General features: G+C 70.0%; 1 protein-coding gene. It reads left to right on the top strand.

Annotated elements, in window-relative coordinates; translation table 11 throughout:
• Positions 1-630: SigB/SigF/SigG family RNA polymerase sigma factor (locus JHAT_RS33555; RefSeq protein ID WP_077802023.1), on the top strand; the 630-nt coding region annotated here is incomplete at both ends.

Below are 630 nucleotides of genomic sequence, written 5' to 3'. Positions count from 1 at the left end.
GCCGGTTCCGCAGCCGCGGCCCGGAGGAGATGGAGGACATCGTCCAGGTCGGCATGATCGGCCTGATCAAGGCCATCGACCGGTTCGAGCTGACCCGCGAGGTGGAGTTCACCTCGTTCGCCGTGCCCTACATCGTGGGCGAGATCAAGCGCTTCTTCCGCGACACCTCCTGGGCCGTCCACGTGCCCCGGCGCCTGCAGGAGGCGCGGGTGCAGCTGGCCCGCGCCACCGAGGAGCTGCGCAGCCGGCTGGGCCGCACCCCCACCACCAAGGAGCTGTCCGAGCTGATGAGCCTGCCCGAGGACGAGGTCGTCGAGGCCCGCCTGGCGGCCAACGGCTACAACTCCTCGTCGCTGGACGCGGCCATCGGCGGCAGCGAGGACGGCGAGTCGGTCCTGGCGGACTTCATCGGCACCGACGACGCGGCCCTCGCCCTCGTCGAGGACTTCCACGCCCTGGCCCCGATGATCGCCGAGCTCGACGAACGCGACCGGCAGATCATCCACTGGCGGTTCGTCGAGGAACTCACCCAGAAGGAGATCGGCGAACGCCTCGGCGTCTCCCAGATGCACGTCTCCCGGCTGATCTCCCGCCTGCTGACCCGCCTGCGCGAAGGCATGCTCACCACCC

Origin of the sequence: Streptomyces sp. JHA26 (genome assembly GCF_002005565.1) — a bacterium.
GTDB lineage: Bacteria > Actinomycetota > Actinomycetes > Streptomycetales > Streptomycetaceae > Streptomyces.
This window is presented reverse-complemented; position numbering and strand designations above follow the sequence as displayed.